Consider the following 18,581-nt stretch of genomic DNA (forward strand, 5'->3'; position numbering starts at 1 on the left):
CCCACGGGCCACACCCACGTTCTCAAGCGATGGTACTGCCAGTCCTGCTAGTCCGCCAGCCACGCCCGCAGCGCACGGAGGCACTCACGGATGGCGTCGGCGTCGACGTGTTCGTTGTCTTTGTGCGCCAGAAGAGCATCCCCCGGCCCGAAGTTGACCGCCGGGACGCCCAGCTCGCTGAAGCGCGCGACGTCGGTCCAACCGTATTTGGGTTTGGGTTCTCCACCGACGGCGGCAACGAAGGAGGCGGCCGCCGGGTGGGTGAGGCCGGGCCGCGCCCCGGCGGCGGCATCGGTACGGACGACGTCGAAGCCCTCCAACAGTTCGCGGACATGGGCTTCGGCCTGGTCAGGTGTCTTGTCCGGCGCGAAGCGATAGTTGATCTCCACGACGCAGCGGTCCGGGATCACGTTCCCCGCGGTGCCGCCGTTGATCTTCACGGCATTGAGGCTCTCCCGGTAGTCCAGCCCGTCGACGTTGACCGTGCGCGGTTCGTAGGCGGCCAAGCGGCTCAGGATGGGTGCAGCGGCGTGGATCGCGTTGCTGCCCATCCACGCCCGGGCGGAGTGGGCCGCTTCCCCGACCGTGGTGGCTTCGAAGCGGCTGGTGCCGTTGCATCCGCCCTCCACTGTGCCGTCGGTGGGTTCGAGCAGGATCGCGAAGTCCCCCTGCAGGAGATGGCCGTGGTTCCGTACCAATCGGCCCAGGCCGCTCTTGACGGCTTCGACTTCCTCGTTGTCGTAGAAGACGAAGGTGACGTCTTTGGCCGGCTCCGCGCCGCCGTCGAACATGGTGGCGGCAAGCGCGAGCTGCACCGCGACCCCGCCCTTCATGTCGGTGGCTCCCCGTCCGTACAATTTTCCGGTTCCGGGAACGCCGGACTCCCATGTTGCGGGCACGGTGCCGAGCGAACCTTCCACCGTGGGCAAAGGCACGGTGTCGAGGTGGCCGGCCAGGATGACCCGTTCGGGGCGCCCCAGCTCGGTCCGGGCGATGATGGCGTCGCCGTCGCGCACAAGCCGCAGGCCAGGGATCGTGCGAAGGGCGGACTCAACGGCGTCCGCAAGCGCGGCTTCATTGCCGGACACGCTGTTGATGTCCATCAGCGCGGCGGTCAGCACCGCAACGTCTTGCCTGATGTCAAGAAGGATCGGGGTAGTTTCAACGCTCACCTACCCACTGTATCCCGAGCGAATTGCGACCCCTCCGGTCGGCACCCGGTTTCAAGGGAAGCAATGGCTCTCGATAGACTTGGGCCATGACTGAAACCGCTGCCTCTGCCGCTCTCGATAGCGCTTCTGACAACGATCGCTCCGCCTACGGCTTCGGCCTGGCCACCATCGCCACCTCCGACGCCGGAGAAGCGACCGTGCTGGACGTATGGTTTCCGGCGCCGGCACTCGGTGAAGCGGCCGCATCCCTGCGGGCCGTGGAGCACGCCGACGAGTCGCTGACCGCACTCGCGGCCGAAAGCCGCGACGACGACCGCGGGACGGAGCAAAAGGTGGTCTTTGCCCAGATCAACCTTGACGAGGCCCCCGCGGACACCGTCGACGCCTACCTGCGCCTGCACTTGCTTTCGCACCGGTTGGTCAAGCCGAACAGCATCAACCTCGATGGGGTCTTCGGCAAGCTCCCCAACGTTGTGTGGACGAACTTCGGCCCCGCAGCAGTGGACGGCTTCGAACTGACCCGTGCCCGGCTGCGCAAGCGCGGGACGGTCACCGTCTACGGAGTGGACAAGTTCCCCCGCATGGTGGACTACGTCGTCCCCACCGGCGTCAGGATCGCCGACGCCGACCGCGTCCGCTTGGGCGCCTACCTTTCCGAAGGCACCACTGTCATGCACGAGGGCTTCGTGAACTTCAACGCCGGCACGCTCGGCACGTCCATGGTGGAAGGACGCATCTCGGCAGGCGTTGTCGCCGGTGACGGCACCGACGTCGGCGGCGGCGCCTCGATCATGGGAACCCTCTCCGGCGGCGGCAAGGAAAAGATCGCCCTGGGTGAGCGCGTGCTCCTGGGCGCCAACTCCGGCGTGGGCATCAGCATCGGCGATGACTCCGTGGTCGAAGCCGGCCTCTACGTCACGGCTGGAACCCGAGTGCGCATCCCCGGCCCGAAGGACTCCAACGGCGAGGACACCAGCAGCATCATCAAGGCTGTTGAGCTCTCCGGAGTCCCGAACCTGCTGTTCCGCCGCAACTCCACCACCGGTGAAGTCGAGGTCCTCCCCCGCAAGGGCCAGACGGTGGAACTTAACGAAGCGCTCCACGCCAACTAGCTGATATCTGGATGCGCCGTCTCCGACGCACCATCATCTTGTTGCTGGCGCTTGCCCTGGTTGCTGGTGCCATCTATGCCGTGGTGACTGTGCTGCAGCGCTCCGACACCTTGGTGACGGAGCGGTGCGTCGCCGTCGTCGGCTCGGACTCATACGAGCTGGCGACGGACCAAGCGGCAAATGCCGCCCTCATCGCCGCCATTGCGGTGCAACGGGGGCTACCTGCGCGCGCGGCTACGATCGCCGTGGCCACAGCAATGCAAGAATCCAAGCTTCGCAACATCGGCCATGGTGACGAGATCGGCCCCGATTCGCGGGGACTGTTCCAGCAGCGCCCGTCCCAGGGGTGGGGCACCGAAGCCGAGGTCATGGATCCCGTCTACGCGACAAACGCTTTTTATGACCACTTGGTGAAAGTGCCCGGCTACGAAACCATGGCAATCACTGATGCGGCGCAGGCGGTCCAGCATTCCGCGTACCCCCAGGCATACGCGCAGCAGGAACCGATGGGCCGGGCGTATGCCTCGGCCCTGACGGGACATTCCGAAAGGGCCTTGGACTGCACGCTCCGGGCCGCAGACACCGCCGGTGATCCGACTTCCGTTGTGGCCGCCATGACGAAGGCGTTCGGCTCCCTGCCTGCCGTGGCCCAGGGCCGGACGGTCCAGTTGAACGTCACCGGTGCGCAGGCGTGGTCTGTGGCCCAGTGGGCAGTGGCGAATGCCAAGGACCTCTCGGTGACGCAGGTTGACGTGGCCGGCGCCACCTGGAACCGGCAGGACCACAAGGGTTGGCAGGATTCCGCGGCAGCAGCGGGGTCCGTAACCATCACGGTTTCGGCTCCGAGGACGTAATGCCGGCCGGGGGCGCGGGTTCAGGCGGTGGGGCCCCGGCGTCGCGGCGTCAAGCCTCAGGCGGTAGGTCCCGGCGTCGGGCTCAGGCCAGTAGTTCAACCACCGGCTGGACGTAGCTGCGGAATACCTCCGGCTCCGACAAGAGCTGGTGGCTCATGATCATCTTGTCCGGCTCAAGGTACCAGGCCCTTGGCTCATTGAGCGGCAGTTCGATGATTGTCAGTTCGAAGTCCCGTGAGCTCCGTCCGACTTCCAGAAGCCGGTCCTCCACCATGTCCCCCAGAAGCAACGTGGCGCCGCTCGCTTCGCGTTCAGCCTCCAGCTTTTCGTACTCTTCGAGGCGTTCACGGGCCCACGTGAGGGCGGCCCCGAAATGCGCCTGCAAAACCCGGCGCAGGGCAGGCGAGTTTCCGAAGGCATTGAAGCCCGGGGGCGAAAGCTCGGGCGCGGCATCCGGATACGCCCTCAAGAGCTGCTCCCACCAGGCTTCCCACTCCGTTTTGAGGGCAGGGACCCCACCCACCTCCGCGGTGAGGTGCGTGTGGTCAGCGTGCCTGACTTTGGGTGTGGCGTGGGACAACGTGGGCGTCCCGGCTCCGTCCAATCCAGCGACGTCTCTCAGATACAAGGCAATGAGCATCGGTCCGGAGGTATCCATTGTGATCCGCCACCCTTGACCGCCTGTGTCGTGCATCCGATTGCCTCCCTTGGCAGGTGCCCACTCAGGATTCCAGTCTATTCCCGATGCGCCTTGACGTTAACGGTTGGACGGGACCGCAACAAGAGTCTCAAGATGCGCCGTCAGAACATCGCGGCAGACCTCGGCCGTCATCCACTCAGGCTGCAGCAGGGCATGCATGGACAGTCCGTCGAGGGTGGCCAGGAGGCGCTCGGCCTCGCTCACCAGGCGCTCCTGGACGGATCCGCCGTCGGGCATCAGCCGCATCACCAAGCGTCCGACGACGGCGGCCACGGCGCGGTGGCTGCGTGCGGCTTCCTGTTCGAGCACCGGACGGATGCGGGCAGCGTGCCGGAATGCCATCCACACGCAGGCGTCGACGGCCAGTTCCTCATCGAGCGGCAGGAATTGACCCAGCAGGGTTAACACCGCGGCGTCGTGTTCCGCCGAGCCCACGGCCAAGGATTCGACGACGGTGAACGCTTCCTCGAGGCGCCCGGCGATCCGGTCGACGACCACGGAGAAGGAATGGACCAGAAGTTCATCGCTGCTGGCGAAGTAGTGGCGGACCGAGCCAACGGCAAGCCCTGCTTCATCGGCCACCTCCCGCAAGGAGGCACGCTCAAGGCCATCCGAGGCGATGATCCTGAAGACGGCTTCGACTACATCCTGGCGCCGGGCTTCGGCATCGACAATCTTGGGCACAAAACTTTTTAGCACAAACGTGCTGGAACCGTGCCGTCCGACTCACGGGAGCGGCACGACTGTGGCCTACGCAACACTGAGCGGGCACGTAGCAAATTCGGCTAGCGTTGCTTGCATGAGAATTCTTGTCACGGGTGGCACCGGCTACATCGGATCGCACACCGTCTTGTCCCTGTTGGAAACCGGACACGAAGTGGTCGTAGTAGACAACCTCGTGAATTCAAGCGAAGAATCCCTGCGCCGCGTGGGCGAACTGGCGGGAAAGACGCCCGCGTTCCACAAGGTGGACCTGGTGGATGAAGCCGCGCTTGAGGCCGTGTTCAACGAGCACAACATCGACGCCGTCATCCACTTCGCTGGACTCAAAGCGGTTGGCGAATCGGTGCAGGAACCCTTGAACTACTACTACAACAACATCGTGGGCACCTTGAACCTGCTGCGCGCCATGGACAAGCACGGGGTCCGCTCGATCGTTTTCAGTTCGTCCGCGACGGTCTACGGCGAGCACAACCCCATCCCCTACGTGGAGAAGATGGAGATCGGGGCGAACAACCCCTACGGCCGCACCAAGGAACAGATCGAGGACATCCTCACGGACCTCGGCGCCGCGGACGAGCGCTGGCACATCGCCTTGCTGCGCTACTTCAACCCGGTTGGTGCACATCCCTCCGGCAGGATCGGCGAGGATCCGCAGGGCATCCCCAACAACCTCGTCCCCTACATCGCCCAGGTTGCCGTCGGCCGCCGCGAAAAGCTCATGGTCTTCGGCGGAGACTATGACACCCCGGACGGCACCTGCCTGCGGGACTACATCCACGTCGTCGACCTCGCCGATGGTCACGTAGCCGCGCTGGACTATGTTGCCGAGCGCCCTGGCGTGCACCGCTGGAACCTTGGCTCCGGAAAAGGCACCTCCGTGCTGGAAATGCTCCATGCCTTCGAACAGGCCGTAGGACACCCGCTCCCGTACGAAATCACCGGACGACGCGCAGGCGACCTGCCCGCGTTCTGGGCCGATGCGTCCTCGGCTTTGGCGGACCTGAGCTGGTCCACCACCAAGACCGTGGACCAAATGTGCGAAGACCACTGGCGCTGGCAGAAGAACAACCCCCTCGGCTACAGCTCTTAAAGCAACGCGGGGTCACTTACGGCCCAAGATGTCCCTTGGGACGGACCGAAAGTGACCCCGCGTTAGGCTAGCTCGCCGGGTAGTCGCGCTCCGGCTCTCCTGTGTAAAGCTGCCGCGGACGGCCGATCTTCGTCTGGGGATCGTTGATCATTTCCCGCCACTGGGCGATCCAGCCGGGGAGCCGGCCAATCGCGAACAGCACGGTGAACATCTTCTCCGGGAAGCCCATGGCCTTGTAGATCAGCCCGGTGTAGAAGTCGACGTTCGGGTAGAGCTTGCGCTGGATGAAGTAGTCGTCGGCCAGGGCCTTCTCTTCGAGGCGCATGGCGATGTCCAGGAGTTCGTCGTTGCCGCCGAGCTTGCCCAGGATCTCGTGTGCCGTCGCCTTGATGATCTTCGCGCGCGGGTCGTAGTTCTTGTAGACCCGGTGCCCGAAGCCCATGAGGCGGACGCCGTCCTCCTTGTTCTTGACCTTCTCCATGTATTCCTCGGGCTTGATGCCGTCGGCCTGGATCTGGCGCAGCATCTTCAGCACGGCTTCGTTGGCGCCGCCGTGGGCGGGACCGAAGAGGGCGTTGATGCCGGCGGAAACGGAAGCGAACAGGTTGGCGTTCGAGGAGCCCACAAGGCGGACGGTCGACGTCGAGCAGTTCTGTTCGTGGTCCGCGTGCAGGATCAGCAGGAGGTCCAGCGCCTTGACGACGACGGGGTCCAGCTCGTACTGCTCTGCCGGCAGGCCGAAGCTCAGGCGCAGGAAGTTCTCCACGAGGTTCATGGAGTTGTCCGGGTACAGCATGGGCTGGCCGATGGACTTCTTGTGCGCGTAGGCCGCGATGACGGGCAGCTTCGCCATGAGACGGATAGTGGAAACTTCCACGTGCTCAGGATTGAACGGGTCCAAGGAGTCCTGGTAGAACGTGGACAGCGCGGAGACGGCCGAGGAAAGCACCGGCATCGGGTGCGCGTCACGCGGGAATCCGCCGAAGAAGCCCTTAAGCTCCTCGTGGAGGAGCGTGTGGTGCCGGATCCGCTGGTCAAACGCCTCCAGCTCGGTGGGAGTGGGAAGGTTGCCGTAGATCAGCAGGTACGAAACTTCCAGGAAGCTTGAGTGCTGGGCAAGCTGCTCGATCGGGTAGCCGCGGTACCGCAGGATGCCGGCGTCGCCATCGATGTAGGTGATTGCCGACGTAGTGGCGGCGGTATTCATGAAGCCGGGGTCATAGGCGACGGCGCCCGTCTGCTTCAGCAGCTTGGAAACGTCGTATCCTTCGTTCCCTTCTACAACCTTGATCCGCGGGAGCTCGAGCTCTCCGCCGGCATGGCGCAGGGTAGCGCTGGTGGTCTCAGTCATGGAGTCCCCTTCATGAGGCTCTGGGCCTCGGTCGAAAGCTTGATCCAACCAACATCTGGTGACTCCAACCGGGGGCCTGCAAGTGCAGGCGCCATCGGCCGGACTGCCTTCGTGGAGAAAGCCACCATTGATAGTCAGTTAAAAGCTACCGCCAGTAGGCGGGACAAACTAATCCACAAGCTACGATTACTGGCGGAATGACGCGCCGTGTGCGGCAAGTCACAGCATTGTTATCGAGCGGCGTTCAATCGTTCCACGGCCGCATCGATGCGTTCATCCGTGCCCGTCAGTGCCACACGGATGAAACCGTTGCCGGCATCCCCATAGAAGACCCCGGGCCCGACGACGATCCCCAGGTCCGCGAATCGCTGGACTGTGTCCCACGTCGCCTCCCCTGCGGTGGACCACAAGTACAGGCCGGCCTTGGACTCGTGGAGCTCCAGGCCGAAGTTCTGAAGTGCCGGCAGGAGGCGTTCACGTCGTCCGCGATAGAGATCCTTTTGGGCGAGCACGTGGCCGGCATCGCCGAGCGCGGCGCGCATGGCTTCCTGGACCGGGTAGGGCACGATCATGCCCGCGTGCTTGCGGCTGTTGACGAGATTCGCCACGATCGACGAATCGCCGGCCACGAAAGCGGCGCGGTAGCCGGCGAGGTTCGACTGCTTACTGAGGGAGTAGACGCACAGCAGGCCGTCCATGGACCCTCCTGTGACGCGCGGATCAAGGACGCTCGGCACTGCCTCACCCCCACGCTGGGCATCCCATTCGCCCCAGCCGAGTTCGGCGTAGCATTCATCCGACGCCACGACTGCGCCGATCTCGCGTGCCTGGGCCACGATCTGCCTGAGGGATTCGACATCACGGACGCTGCCCGTGGGATTACCAGGGGAATTGATCCAGATGAGCCGTACCCTGGCGCGGGTGGCTGAGTCCAGCTCGTCCAGGCTGTCTGCGGCGATGGCAGTGGCCCCGGCAAGCATGGCGCCGATGTCGTAGGTCGGATAAGCCACAGTGGGGCGGACCACGACGTCGCCTGCACTCAGTCCCAGCAGGAACGGCAGCCACGCCACCAATTCCTTCGAGCCGACCGTCGGCATGATGTCCCTCGGATCGATGCCCGGGACCCCGCGACGGTTGGCGAACCAGTTGGATACAGCCTCACGAAGGGCTTCCGTGCCGTGGACCGTCGGGTAGCCATGGGCGTCTGCTGCCCCGGTGAGCGCCTCGCGGATCAGCTGCGGCGTAGGATCCACCGGTGTTCCGATGGACAGATTGACTACCCCGCCCTGGTGTTCCGAAGCCTTGGCTACGTACGGCGCCATAGCCTCCCAAGGGTAGTCGGGCAGGTTGAGGCCGAAAGCGGGGGCCGCAGAAATCAAAGGAAGCAACCGTTCTTAGTGGTCTTGGTTCTGTGGAGGCAGCGCAGCGATGAAGGGGTGGTCCTTGCCGGTGTTGCCGACCTTGGCAGCTCCGCCTGGGGAACCTAGGTCATCGAAGAACTCGACGTTGGCCTTGTAATAGTCAGCCCATTCTTCCGGGGTGTCGTCCTCGTAATAGATCGCTTCCACCGGGCACACGGGTTCGCAAGCCCCGCAGTCCACGCACTCATCCGGGTGGATATAGAGGGAACGTTCGCCTTCGTAGATGCAGTCAACAGGGCATTCTTCAATACATGCCTTGTCCTTGACGTCCACACACGGCTGCGCGATTACGTAGGTCACGTCCCTTGCCTCTCCACAGTTGACCCGGACTATTTCCGGGTAGTACCACCGGCCCTGTAGCCGGTACATCGAATTCTGAGCCTATTATCCCCCAGCCGGAACTCAGCAACCTAGCCGGGCGTCTTACTATGAACTGGTGAATCTGCCCCGGCCCCAGGATTTCCTGCTCAATACCGTATCCGGAACACGGGTGGTTGTCCGATACCGGGTGGAGAGCGGCTTCACCGATGCCCTCGGCTACCTCCTCTCGGTCACCGAAGGTACGTGCACCATCCGGACCCGACAGTCCGACGTCGAGATCCCGCTGGCGCTTGTTGTGGCGGCAAAAGAGGTCCCCCCTCCGCCGCTGCGCCGGAGCCCGCGCACAACCGGCGAGTAACCCCGGGCCCCGTGCCCTCCCCACCCACTGGACATGCCCACTGCCCGGCCGAACCACTGGACATGCCCCCTGCCCGGCCGAACCACTGGACATAGTGCCAATATGTCCAGTGTTGGCTCGCAGGGCAGAGCATGTCCCGCGGGAGACGCGGGTCGAACGAGGGACATATCCATTCGTGACAAGCAGCGATGGGCATGTCCCTAGGGACGACGCGGATGCTCGCCCGGGCAGAGGTCAGGCGGCTCGGTCGAGCGACGTCAGGGTGTCTCGTACCAGCGCTACGAATTCGCGAGGCCGGTGCTTCACCAGCGAATAGCTCACCACCAGCGTGGGAACGCCCAATCTTGTGGTGACGTTCCATCGGCGGCGGTCCTCCTCGAAGCTCGGTTTGTCCATGTGGAACCCCGCTCCGTCGGTCTCGATCCCCAGTCTTCCGTCCACCATCAGGTCCAGATGACCCATTCCCGGTATGTGCACTTGCGATTCAACATGGAAGCCGGCTTCGCGAAGGAGGTGCCTGGCGATGCACTCAATGATCGACTGCGACTGGGGAACGATCCGTGACACTAGCCTCCGCTCGCGTGCATCATTCCGCCCCGTCAACCTCATCCTGATGGCCGTTAGAGGCAACTTGCCAAGAGCAACCGCCGATTCAGCAATGACGAGGCCATCCAGATCCGGCAGGCAGCGCAGTGCCTGAATGACGGAATCCGTTAGTGTGGGCGGGGCGGCGGATCTATGGCAGACAAAGCCCTCGTACTTGCGGCTGTGAGGGACTGCCACATGGGGAAACCGAGGGGCGTCCGTGACCCACAACCCGGCCAGCTCGGCTGCGGAAACGCAGGCCGGCTCCGCAGGGAGGGACCGGATTGCGAGCAAGCCAGGATCGGCGCCCGGCACGGCATAAACCCCTCGTGCCACGCGGAGAATCCGGCCGCCTGCCAAAGCGGACTTCAGCTGGAAGTGCGACACCCCGGCCGCAGCGAGATGCTTGGCCCGCGCCACGCCGTCGTACGCTGACATGACGTCGATAATGTTTACCATGCGCCCCATCGTTCCCGCTGATGCGGGCGCCTCGGAAGCGCCGGCATTCGCTATGTGGAAAACATCCCGTCCATTCTTGCGGGGAAACGTTGGACATGTGCCACCGTTGCCGCAGAGCATGCGCCACGTGGAGACCAAGGAATGCGCATGATGCCATTATGTCCAGCGCTTCGGACCAAGGCGGGGCATGTCCCGAGGGGGTCAGGCGCCGTGTACCCCATCCGGCAGCCTGCGCATTCCCCAGAGCGGTGAGAACAACACGGGCGCGACAAAAACGACGCTTCCACCCAGGCCGATCCAGAGCGTCGGGACAAGGCCAAGGCTCTCGGCCAGGAGGCCCGAGACGAGGGCAGCGACCGGCATGACTCCCCACACCACAAAGCGAATAGACGCATTCATCCGTCCCAGGAGCCGGGGCGGACATACCCGCTGCCTCATGCTCAGCTGCATGATGTTGTACACCAGGACTCCGAAAGCGAATCCGAACTCGGAGACGATGAGCATCACCAGGGACATCCAGCGTTCGGGGGCAAGGACAGACAACGGAACCAGGAGGAGGAAAAGGGAGCTGATCATCGACCCCACGGGAATGACGGTCCCCTCGCCGATCCAGGCCGCGATCCTGGGTGCGGCAAGCGCTCCGATCAGTCCGCCGACAGCACCCACCGCCATGATGAGGCCCATGGCCTCCGGACCGAGTTCCAACTCTCGAAGCACCAGTACCGGCATCAAAGTAAAGGCAAGCGTGGTGAAGAAGTTGACCCCGCCCGTACACGTCACAATCCTGCTGATCAACGGATGCGTGACCACGAACGCCAGCCCTTCCCGGATTTCGCTTGCGAGGGGCAGCCGGTCCTTTGCGGGCACGGGCACTTCAGCATCGCGCGTCCTGAGCAGGAAGATGGCCGACAGCAGATACCCCAGCGCCTCCCCGACGAACAGCACCGGCGCGGACACGATCGCCAGCAGCGCACCGCCTGCGGCAGGACCCCCGATCCGCGCGATCTGGGAAGTCGCCTCGAGCTTGGAGTTGGCCTGCGGCACTTTCGCGGCATCCACGAGTACGGGTACGTAGCTCTGATAGGAAACGTCGAAGAAGACGGTCGCGGTCCCGACGACGGCGGCGACGGCGTATAGGTGCCAGATCTGCAGGATGCCGGCCCACCAGAGGATTGGCACGGTCCCCATCGCCGCGGTCCGGACGAGGTCGGCCACAATCATGGTTCGACGCTTGAGCCATCGGTCCACCCAGGCTCCTGCCGGCAGACCGATCAGCAGGAAGGCCGCGAGGCCCGCGGCATTGAGCGCGCCAACCTCGAATTCGCTGGCGCCGAGCAAAGTCACTGCCAGGACAGGAAAGGCCAATTGCCCAAGTTGCGCCCCGAGTTGGCTGACGGCCTGGCCGGACCAGAAGGTAATGAAGTTCCGGTCCCGCCAAAGCGACGCCGCCGGCTGAGCCGCCTGCTGAGCTGGGTGGGCCTGCTGAGCATTCACCCGCCCAGTTTCCAGCAGTGATTGGTATATGTCAATCACTCATAGCTGGCTACACTGGCCACCATGACGGAACACGAGCGGGAGGACAGCGAACTGGTGGCCAAGGGCCGCGCTTTGAGTTCGCCCCTGCGCCTGAGGATTCTCCGGCTCTGCCTGCACCATGCGCGCACCAACAAAGAGATCGCCGGGCTGTTGGACATCAATCCGGCGTCGAGCCTGCACCATGTCAGGACCTTGGTGCGCACCGGTTTTCTCGTGCCGCAGGAAGGCCGGAAGGGGAAGAGGGGCGCCAAGGAGGTTCCATACATCGCCACGCGCACCTCCTGGAGCACGCCCGTCAACGACATTTCCCCGATCCTGATTGAAACCTTCGTCCAGGAAACCCGCGGACTAGCGCCCGGGGACATCGACGTCTGGCGGCTTGGCGTGAAGTTCAACGCGGCACGGCAGGAGGAAATGATGGGCAAGCTGCGGGCCGTCGTCGAAGAATACATGCGGCTTCCGGCGGACGACGACGGCGAGGCCACCTCGCTCTTGATCGCCCACCACCGGGACCCAAGCGCGGACTAGTCAGCCGCGTGGTGGACGCCTGTAACGTCGGCACCACAGCAGCATCACAAAGGTAACGCCCGCAATCCCGTAGACCCACACATTTCCGGGCACGTCCGCGACGATCAGCTGCTTTCCGGATCCGCCCGCAGACAGCGGGCCTACGGTCACGTAACAAACAATGCCCGCCACCGCCGTCGGGAGCAAAGACCGCGACCACGTGCCCAGCAGGAGCTGGAGGGCTGCGAGCAGGAGCAGTGCCGCAGCAGTTCCCCAAAAGACGTCGACGCCGGCAAGGAAGAGCGTCTGCCGGTGCAGGGCGGTCCCTGCGACAGCAGCAAAAAGAGCCACCGGAACAGCCGCGGCAATGCCGCGTACCGTTCCGGTGGCTCCCTTATTCAATGCGTCAATCCGTTCAGTGCGTCAGTACGCAATCAGCGCAGGATCAGACCTTGGCGCGTGCGCGGGTGGCCTTGGCGCGCTCGTTGGCGTCAAGGATCACCTTGCGGATACGGATGTCTTCAGGCGTGACCTCGACGCACTCGTCTTCGCGGGCGAATTCGAGGGACTCTTCGAGGGTCAGTTCACGCGGCGGGGTCAGGTTCTCGAAGGAGTCCGACGAAGCTGCCCGCATGTTGGTGAGCTTCTTTTCCTTCGTGATGTTGACGTCCATGTCGTCGGCGCGGGAGTTCTCGCCCACGATCATGCCTTCGTAGACCTCGGACGTGGGCTTCACGAAGAAGGAACCGCGTTCCTGCAGGTTGATCATCGCGAAGGGGGTAACAACGCCGGCGCGGTCAGCGACCATCGAACCGTTGGTGCGGTATTCGATCGGGCCGGCCCACGGCTCGTAGCCCTCGGAGATCGAGGAGGCGATGCCGGCGCCACGGGTGTCCGTGAGGAACTTCGTCCGGAAACCGATGAGGCCACGGGCGGGAACGATGAATTCCATGCGGCACCAGCCGGTGCCGTGGTTCGCCATGTTGGTCATGCGGCCTTTGCGGGCAGCCATGAGCTGGGTTACGGCGCCGAGGTATTCTTCGGGGACGTCGATGGTCATGTGTTCCATCGGCTCGTGGATCTTGCCGTCGATGGTCCGCGTGACAACCTGCGGCTTGCCGACCGTCAGTTCGAAGCCTTCGCGGCGCATCTGCTCCACGAGGATGGCCAAAGCGAGCTCGCCACGGCCCTGGACTTCCCAGGCGTCGGGACGCTCAGTCGGCAGCACCTTGATGGAGACGTTACCGATGAGTTCCTTATCCAGGCGGTCCTTCACCTGGCGGGCCGTGACCTTGGCACCCTTGACCTTGCCGGCCAGCGGGGAGGTGTTGATACCGATGGTCATGGAGATGGCGGGGTCGTCCACCGTGATGAGCGGCAGCGGCTGCGGGTTCTCGGCGTCGGTCAGGGTTTCACCAATGGTGATGTCCTCGATACCGGCTACGGCAACGATCTCGCCCGGGCCGGCAGATTCCGCCGGAACCCGCTCCAGTGCCTTGGTGGCCAGGAGCTCGGTGATCTTGACGTTCTTGAGTTCGCCGTTGGCGCGCGCCCAAGCGACGGTCTGGCCCTTGCGGAGGGTGCCGTTGTAGATACGCAGGAGTGCGAGGCGGCCGAGGAACGGAGAAGCGTCCAGGTTGGTGACGTGTGCCTGCAGGACACCGTCCGGGTTGTAGGTCGGGGCCGGGATGTGCTCGATGATCGTCTTGAAGAGAGGTTCGAGGTCTTCGTTTTCCGGTGCCGAGCCGTCAGCCGGCTGGTCGAGGGAGGCGCGGCCGACCTTGGCGGCTGCGTAGACCACGGGTACTTCCAGGATCTTGTCCAGGTCCAGGTCCGGAACTTCGTCCGCGAGGTCGGAAGCGAGGCCAAGGAGCAGGTCCATGGACTCGTGGACAACCTCTTCGATGCGGGCGTCGGGACGGTCGGTCTTGTTCACGAGCAGGATGACGGGCAGGTGCGCGGCAAGGGCCTTGCGGAGCACGAAGCGGGTCTGGGGCAGCGGACCTTCGGAAGCGTCAACCAGGAGGACCACGCCGTCAACCATGGACAGGCCGCGCTCCACCTCGCCACCGAAGTCGGCGTGGCCGGGGGTGTCGATCACGTTAATGGTGATGGTCTCGCCATTGGAGGACGGACCGTTGTAGGCAACCGTCGTGTTCTTGGCGAGGATGGTGATGCCTTTTTCGCGCTCCAGGTCACCGGAGTCCATGACGCGGTCTTCCAGGTGGTTGTGCTCGGCAAAGGAGTTGGTCTGCTTGAGCATGGCGTCGACCAGGGTGGTCTTGCCGTGGTCAACGTGGGCCACAATCGCGACGTTGCGCAGATCACTGCGCGAAGCAGTGGCCGCGGCGGTGTTGGTGGTGGTTTCAGACATGCGTAATGGCTCGATTCAGTGGTGAAGTCAGCTGTTGTATCGCGACATTTCCAACCGGAACGCACGACGGATTAGCCCCTTTGACACAGGGCACCTTCCTAGAGTCTAAGCGCTGTGGTATTTATTGGCCTAAAAATCACCCTCAACGCCGCGAAAATGTGCCATTCATCACAACAGGTGGCATGATGGGCGGCGATTTCGGACCTCGCCGGAAACAGCAAAGAGCCGGGACCACTTCCCCCACGGGGGTGGTACCGGCTCTTCGCCTATGTCCGCCTGGCGCTCAGCGGACGGACTCCAGGCCTGTCAGGCCACCACGGGCGGCAGCATCAGGCTGGCACCCGGGATCGCGTGCAGCAGGGCCCTGGTGTAGTCCTGCTGCGGCGAATCGAAGACCTCGTCAGTGCTGCCCGTTTCCACCAGCTTGCCCTTCTGCATCACGCAGACATGGTCGGCGATTTGCCGCACGACGGCAAGGTCGTGAGTGATGAACAAGTACGTCAGTCCGAGATTGGACTGCAGCTCGGCCAAGAGGTTCAGTACCTGGGCCTGCACCAGGACGTCCAGGGCGGAGACCGCCTCGTCGCAGATGATCACTTCGGGATCCAAAGCCAACGCCCGCGCGATCGCGACGCGCTGCCTTTGGCCGCCGGAGAGCTCGTTCGGGTACCGCTGCATGGTGGACTGCGGAAGCGCCACCTGGTCCAGGAGTTCCCGGACCTTCTTCTCGCGGCTGGCCTTGTCACCGATCTTGTGGGTCCGGAGCGGTTCCTCGATGGTCCTGAAGATGTTGTACATCGGGTCGAGCGAGCCGTACGGGTCCTGGAAAATCGGCTGGACGCGGCGCCGGAACTTGAAGATTTCCCGGCTGTTCAAGGTGGAAGTGTCCACGCCGTCGAACACGATCCGCCCCGATGTCGGCGCGAGCAGGTTGAGGACCATCTGGGCCACAGTGGACTTGCCGGAACCCGACTCCCCCACGATCGCCGTCGTCGTCCCGCGTTTGACGTTGAACGAGACGTTGTCCACCGCAGTGAAGTCCGTCGCCTTGCCGATGCCGGAGCGCAGCTTGAAGACCTTGCTCAGGCTCTCGACCTTCAGGACGTCGTCTGGCAATGCCTTTTCGGCCACGGCTTCGGCGGGCGCCAGCAGTTCTTCCGTCTCGATTCCTTCAGCCTTGGCGGCCTGGATCCTGCGGGAAGCCAGGGACGGCGCAGAGGCCACCAACCGCTGGGTGTAAGGGTGTTGCGGGTTACGGAGCAATTCGAGGGAAGGACCGGCCTCGACTACGTTGCCGCGGTACATGACCACCACTTTGTCCGCACGCTCGGCGGCCAGGCCAAGATCGTGGGTGATCAGAAGGACTGCCGTACCGAGTTCCGCCGTCATGGTTTCGAGGTGGTCCAGGATCTGCCGCTGCACAGTCACATCCAGGGCCGACGTCGGCTCATCCGCGATCAGGAGCCGAGGCTGGCAAGACAGGCCGATCGCGATCAGGGCACGCTGGCGCATGCCGCCGGAGAATTCGTGCGGGTACTGCTTGGCGCGGCGTGCGGAGTCCGGCAGGCCGGCCTCCCCGAGGACGCGGGCGACGTCGGCAGGAGCGCTCGGCTTGCCGTTGGCGCGCAGTGTCTCGCGGACCTGGGAGCCGATCTTCCACACCGGGTTGAGGTTGGACATCGGATCCTGCGGGACCATTCCGATGGTGTTCCCACGAAGCTCGATCATCCGCTTTTCCGAAGCGTTCGAGATGTCCTCCCCATCCAGGAGGATCTGGCCGCCCGAAACCCTGCCGTTCGCCGGCAGGAGACCAATGGCGGCAAGCGCCGTCGTCGACTTTCCCGAACCGGACTCCCCCACGATGGCGACGGTCTCGCCGGGCATGATGGTCAGGTGCGCGTTCTTGACGGCCTGGAATTCGCCGCTCGCCGTCTGGAAGGAGATCGCGAGGTCACGGATTTCCAGGAGCGGACGCTCTTCGGTTCCGGCTTCGTCGATGGTGATGTTGGACGTTGTCATGATTGCCTCCTTCATCGCTTGCGGCTCTTGGGGTCAAGGGCGTCACGCAGCGCGTCGCCAAGCATGATGAAGCTCAGGACTGTGATGGACAGTGCGGTTGCGGGGTACATCAGCACCTCGGGGTTGGTGCGCAACGTGTCCTTCGCCGCGGAAATGTCGTTACCCCAGGACATGATGCTGCCGGGCAGGCCAATGCCAAGGAAGGACAGCGTTGCCTCCGTGACGATGAAGACGCCAAGCTCCATGGTGGCCAGGACGATGATCGGCGCAAGCGCGTTCGGAACGACGTGGCGGACCAGGGTGCCGATCTTGGAGACACCGAGCGAGCGTGCTGCGGTGACGAAATCCGCGTTGCGGACCTCGATCACGGCACCGCGGGTGATGCGGGCCATTTGCGGCCAGCCGAGCATCACGATGACCATGACCACGGTGAATACGCTTTTGTTCTCGCGGAAGAAGGGGAGCTGGGTAACAACCAGTGCGCCGAGGACCAAGGGCAGGGCGAAGAAGATGTCGCCGATGCGTGCAATGACGGTGTCGATCCAGCCGCCGAAGAAGCCGGCCAGCGCGCCCAGCGTCACGCCGATGATGAGGACGAAGATGACGGAGACGACGCCGACCGTCAGGGACGCCTGCGTGCCGTGGATGACGCGGGAGTAGATGTCGCAGCCCTGGAAGGTGAACCCGAGGGGGTGGCCGGCCGAGGGGCCCGCGAGGGAGTCTCCCAGCTGGCAGTTGTCGTTCGGGGCCGTCTGGGTGAACAGGCCCGGGAAGAACGCGACGACGAGCAGCAGCAGAATCATGAACGCCGAGATGATGAAGAGCGGCCGACGGCGGAGCTTCCGCCAGGCGTCCGCCCACAGGCTCAGGGGTGCTGCGTCGATCTTGAGGGTATCGGTCGCCAGCAGCGGTGTCTCGTCGATGGGGGCAACATAGTGCTCGATCTGACGGTTACTTTTCATAACGGATCTACTTTTCATAGCGAATCCTGGGGTCAAGCCAGGCGTAAAGGAGGTCCACCAAGAGGTTGGCGGCAACGAAAACAAGTACCAGCACACTCACGATGGCAACGACAGTGGGGCCTTCGCTGCGGATGACTGCCTGGTAGAGCTTCTGTCCGACACCTGGCACGTTGAAAATGCCTTCGGTGACGATCGCACCGCCCATCAAGCCACCCAGGTTGGCACCCAGGTAGGTGACCACGGGAATCATGGAGTTTCGCAGGATGTGGGCCAGGACCACGCGAGGGCGGGAGAGCCCCTTCGCAGTTGCCGTGCGCACATAGTCTGCGTTCATGTTTTCGATCACCGAGGCGCGGGTCAGGCGCAGCACGTAAGCAAAGGACACGAGGCCAAGAACCGCAGCCGGGAGGATAAGGGTCCCCCAGTTGGCGTTGGCGCCGACGGTCGGTTTGGCCCAGCCGAGCTGCACGCCGACGACGAGCTGGAGCACGAAGCCCAGGACGAAGGTGGGAACTGCGATGACCACGAGGGATGCAACCAACACGGTGGAGTCAAAAAGCTTGCCCTTGCGCAGGCCGGCAATCAGGCCGAAGGCCACGCCGAAAACGGCCTGGATGGCAAGCGCTTCGATAGCAAGCATTGCCGTGACGGGGAAGACACGTCCGAGGGTGGCGGAAATCGGCTGGCCGGTGAAGTCCACGCCGAGGTTGAAAGTGAACAGGTTCTTGAGGAACAGTCCGTACTGGACCCAGAATGGCTGGTCGAGGTTGTATTGCTGGCGCAGCGCGGCAATGACGGACTCGCTGGGCGGCCGGTCGCCGAACAAGGCGCGGATGGGGTCGCCGGGAAGGGCAAAGACCATGAAGTAAACAAGCAGGGTGGTTCCCAGGAAGACCGGGATGACCTGCAGCAAACGCCTGAGGATGTACTGGATCACAGCAAGGCTTCCTGAGCGCTCTTGGAATTAACGGGATTCATGTGGGACAGCTTTCGTGCTGGAGCAAGCGCAGAGGGGCCCGGTTTGCGGCCGGGCCCCC

The 18,581-nt window shown here is 63.8% G+C and carries 18 protein-coding genes; 5 read left to right on the forward strand and 13 right to left on the reverse strand.

The annotated features are described in order from the left end of the window. Positions 1-47 precede the first annotated feature (47 nt). Positions 48-1,172 (reverse strand): succinyl-diaminopimelate desuccinylase, encoded by a 1,125-nt coding sequence (dapE, locus tag J2S96_RS08260; RefSeq protein ID WP_306861691.1) that lies wholly within the window; start codon positions 1,170-1,172, stop codon positions 48-50. Between the two features lie 86 nt (positions 1,173-1,258). Here dapE and dapD point away from each other — a divergent pair, with 86 nt between their 5' ends. Then, positions 1,259-2,284: a 2,3,4,5-tetrahydropyridine-2,6-dicarboxylate N-succinyltransferase gene (gene dapD / locus J2S96_RS08265; RefSeq protein WP_306861693.1), complete on the forward strand. Its 1,026-nt coding sequence runs from the start codon at positions 1,259-1,261 to the stop codon at positions 2,282-2,284. 11 nt (positions 2,285-2,295) lie between these two features. Then, positions 2,296-3,138, forward strand: a complete 843-nt coding sequence (locus J2S96_RS08270; RefSeq protein ID WP_306861695.1) for a hypothetical protein — start codon at positions 2,296-2,298, stop codon at positions 3,136-3,138. Between the two features lie 82 nt (positions 3,139-3,220). Here the strand turns inward: J2S96_RS08270 and J2S96_RS08275 are convergent, their stop codons facing one another. Together J2S96_RS08275 and J2S96_RS08280 are read right to left on the reverse strand one after the other, a co-directional pair. Further along, positions 3,221-3,832, reverse strand: coding sequence for a hypothetical protein (locus J2S96_RS08275; RefSeq protein ID WP_306861697.1), 612 nt, complete (start codon positions 3,830-3,832; stop codon positions 3,221-3,223). A 63-nt stretch (positions 3,833-3,895) separates the two neighbouring features. Continuing rightward, the gene (locus J2S96_RS08280; RefSeq protein ID WP_306861699.1) at positions 3,896-4,522 is read right to left on the reverse strand and encodes a TetR/AcrR family transcriptional regulator; all 627 of its coding nucleotides are present in this window, start codon (positions 4,520-4,522) and stop codon (positions 3,896-3,898) included. Positions 4,523-4,637: 115 nt separating this feature from the next. Between J2S96_RS08280 and galE the strand changes: the two genes are divergently transcribed. Further along, the gene (gene galE, locus J2S96_RS08285) at positions 4,638-5,651 is read left to right on the forward strand and encodes a UDP-glucose 4-epimerase GalE (RefSeq protein ID WP_306861701.1); all 1,014 of its coding nucleotides are present in this window, start codon (positions 4,638-4,640) and stop codon (positions 5,649-5,651) included. A 67-nt stretch (positions 5,652-5,718) separates the two neighbouring features. Here the strand turns inward: galE and J2S96_RS08290 are convergent, their stop codons facing one another. From J2S96_RS08290 to fdxA, 3 genes are all read right to left on the reverse strand, one after another. Then, the gene (locus J2S96_RS08290; RefSeq protein WP_306861703.1) at positions 5,719-7,002 is read right to left on the reverse strand and encodes a citrate synthase; all 1,284 of its coding nucleotides are present in this window, start codon (positions 7,000-7,002) and stop codon (positions 5,719-5,721) included. Between the two features lie 230 nt (positions 7,003-7,232). Further along, positions 7,233-8,381 carry a succinyldiaminopimelate transaminase gene (gene dapC, locus J2S96_RS08295; protein WP_306861705.1) on the reverse strand — a complete coding sequence of 383 codons (1,149 nt, stop codon included), beginning with the start codon at positions 8,379-8,381 and terminating at the stop codon, positions 7,233-7,235. A gap of 15 nt (positions 8,382-8,396) precedes the next feature. Then, positions 8,397-8,723 (reverse strand): ferredoxin, encoded by a 327-nt coding sequence (fdxA, locus tag J2S96_RS08300; RefSeq protein ID WP_211711286.1) that lies wholly within the window; start codon positions 8,721-8,723, stop codon positions 8,397-8,399. Between the two features lie 136 nt (positions 8,724-8,859). On the opposite strand from fdxA, the gene J2S96_RS08305 reads away from it, so the two are divergent. Beyond that, entirely contained in the window at positions 8,860-9,102 is a 243-nt protein-coding gene (locus J2S96_RS08305) for a putative acetyltransferase (RefSeq protein WP_306861707.1), read from the forward strand. Between the two features lie 234 nt (positions 9,103-9,336). On the opposite strand, the gene J2S96_RS08310 is transcribed toward J2S96_RS08305, so the two are convergent. Then, positions 9,337-10,146, reverse strand: a complete 810-nt coding sequence (locus J2S96_RS08310) for a type IV toxin-antitoxin system AbiEi family antitoxin domain-containing protein (RefSeq protein ID WP_306861709.1) — start codon at positions 10,144-10,146, stop codon at positions 9,337-9,339. A gap of 201 nt (positions 10,147-10,347) precedes the next feature. Next, positions 10,348-11,640 carry an MFS transporter gene (locus J2S96_RS08315; protein WP_306861711.1) on the reverse strand — a complete coding sequence of 431 codons (1,293 nt, stop codon included), beginning with the start codon at positions 11,638-11,640 and terminating at the stop codon, positions 10,348-10,350. Between the two features lie 63 nt (positions 11,641-11,703). Here J2S96_RS08315 and J2S96_RS08320 point away from each other — a divergent pair, with 63 nt between their 5' ends. Then, the gene (locus J2S96_RS08320; protein WP_306861713.1) at positions 11,704-12,210 is read left to right on the forward strand and encodes a helix-turn-helix domain-containing protein; all 507 of its coding nucleotides are present in this window, start codon (positions 11,704-11,706) and stop codon (positions 12,208-12,210) included. Here J2S96_RS08320 and J2S96_RS08325 read toward each other — a convergent pair whose 3' ends face one another. From J2S96_RS08325 to J2S96_RS08345, 5 genes are all read right to left on the reverse strand, one after another. Then, on the reverse strand, positions 12,211-12,591 hold the full coding sequence (locus tag J2S96_RS08325; RefSeq protein ID WP_306861715.1) for a hypothetical protein: 381 nt from the start codon (positions 12,589-12,591) through the stop codon (positions 12,211-12,213). Positions 12,592-12,634: 43 nt separating this feature from the next. Beyond that, the gene (typA, locus tag J2S96_RS08330) at positions 12,635-14,563 is read right to left on the reverse strand and encodes a translational GTPase TypA (RefSeq protein ID WP_306861718.1); all 1,929 of its coding nucleotides are present in this window, start codon (positions 14,561-14,563) and stop codon (positions 12,635-12,637) included. Positions 14,564-14,869: 306 nt separating this feature from the next. Continuing rightward, positions 14,870-16,582 (reverse strand): dipeptide ABC transporter ATP-binding protein, encoded by a 1,713-nt coding sequence (locus tag J2S96_RS08335; RefSeq protein WP_306861720.1) that lies wholly within the window; start codon positions 16,580-16,582, stop codon positions 14,870-14,872. 11 nt (positions 16,583-16,593) lie between these two features. Then, positions 16,594-17,544 carry an ABC transporter permease gene (locus J2S96_RS08340; protein WP_306861722.1) on the reverse strand — a complete coding sequence of 317 codons (951 nt, stop codon included), beginning with the start codon at positions 17,542-17,544 and terminating at the stop codon, positions 16,594-16,596. A gap of 7 nt (positions 17,545-17,551) precedes the next feature. Then, complete coding sequence (locus tag J2S96_RS08345) at positions 17,552-18,481, reverse strand: ABC transporter permease (RefSeq protein ID WP_306861724.1); 930 nt, start codon at positions 18,479-18,481, stop codon at positions 17,552-17,554. Positions 18,482-18,581 lie beyond the last annotated feature (100 nt).

Origin of the sequence: Arthrobacter bambusae (assembly GCF_030812595.1) — a bacterium.
Taxonomy (GTDB): Bacteria; Actinomycetota; Actinomycetes; order Actinomycetales; family Micrococcaceae; genus Arthrobacter; species Arthrobacter bambusae_B.

Bases quoted from the DNA above. Each gene is read 5' to 3' on its own strand.
- J2S96_RS08340 (WP_306861722.1), bottom strand. From the start codon at position 17,544: ATGAAAAGTAACCGTCAGATCGAGCACTATGTTGCCCCCATCGACGAG.
- J2S96_RS08275 (WP_306861697.1), bottom strand. From the start codon at position 3,832: ATGCACGACACAGGCGGTCAAGGGTGGCGGATCACAATGGATACCTCC.
- J2S96_RS08320 (WP_306861713.1), top strand. From the start codon at position 11,704: ATGACGGAACACGAGCGGGAGGACAGCGAACTGGTGGCCAAGGGCCGC.
- J2S96_RS08335 (WP_306861720.1), bottom strand. From the start codon at position 16,582: ATGACAACGTCCAACATCACCATCGACGAAGCCGGAACCGAAGAGCGT.
- J2S96_RS08270 (WP_306861695.1), top strand. From the start codon at position 2,296: ATGCGCCGTCTCCGACGCACCATCATCTTGTTGCTGGCGCTTGCCCTG.
- J2S96_RS08310 (WP_306861709.1), bottom strand. From the start codon at position 10,146: ATGGTAAACATTATCGACGTCATGTCAGCGTACGACGGCGTGGCGCGG.
- typA (WP_306861718.1), bottom strand. From the start codon at position 14,563: ATGTCTGAAACCACCACCAACACCGCCGCGGCCACTGCTTCGCGCAGT.
- J2S96_RS08290 (WP_306861703.1), bottom strand. From the start codon at position 7,002: ATGACTGAGACCACCAGCGCTACCCTGCGCCATGCCGGCGGAGAGCTC.
- galE (WP_306861701.1), top strand. From the start codon at position 4,638: ATGAGAATTCTTGTCACGGGTGGCACCGGCTACATCGGATCGCACACC.
- dapD (WP_306861693.1), top strand. From the start codon at position 1,259: ATGACTGAAACCGCTGCCTCTGCCGCTCTCGATAGCGCTTCTGACAAC.